Source organism: Lacinutrix gracilariae, assembly GCF_042684485.1.
GTDB lineage: Bacteria > Bacteroidota > Bacteroidia > Flavobacteriales > Flavobacteriaceae > Oceanihabitans > Oceanihabitans gracilariae.
In genome coordinates this window covers 1-641 of record NZ_JBHULM010000018.1, presented here as the reverse complement: position 1 = coordinate 641, position 641 = coordinate 1, and the positions used below count along the sequence as shown (strand labels likewise).

Below are 641 nucleotides of genomic sequence, written 5' to 3'. Positions count from 1 at the left end.
CTGTTACTGCTACACTTACTCTTGAAGATTCTATTGGTCCTGACCTTACGGCTTGTACTGTAGTAGATGAAACTATAGAGTGTGACGGAACGAATAATGAAACGATTGCTAACGATTGGAATGCTGCAAACATACTTGCACTACAATCTTGTGGTACCGATGCTTGTGATACAGATGCAGTATTTGATGTAACTTCAGATTATGCATTTACTAATCTTGCTTCAACTTGTGGCGCTGGTGGTACATTAACAGTTACCTATACGGTTTCTGATGATTGTGATAACGAAACCGTTCTTACTGCAACTCTTACTCTAGAAGATTCTATTGGTCCTGATTTAACTTCTTGTACTGTTGTAGATGAAACTATAGAATGTAATGGTACAGATAATGAAACTATTGCTAACGATTGGAATGCTGCAAACATACTTGCACTACAATCTTGTGGTACCGATGCTTGTGACACAGATGCTGTATTTGATGTAACTTCAGATTATGCATTTACAAACCTTGCTTCAACTTGTGGAGCTGGTGGTACATTAACAGTTACCTATACGGTTTCTGATGATTGTGATAACGAAACCGTTCTTACTGCAACTCTTACTCTAGAAGATTCTATTGGTCCTGACCTTACGGCTTGTACT

At 38.4% G+C, this 641-nt stretch carries 1 pseudogene; it reads left to right on the top strand.

From position 1 onward, the window contains the following. Positions 1-641: pseudogene (locus ACFSSB_RS15410) on the top strand (hypothetical protein); the annotation flags it as partial.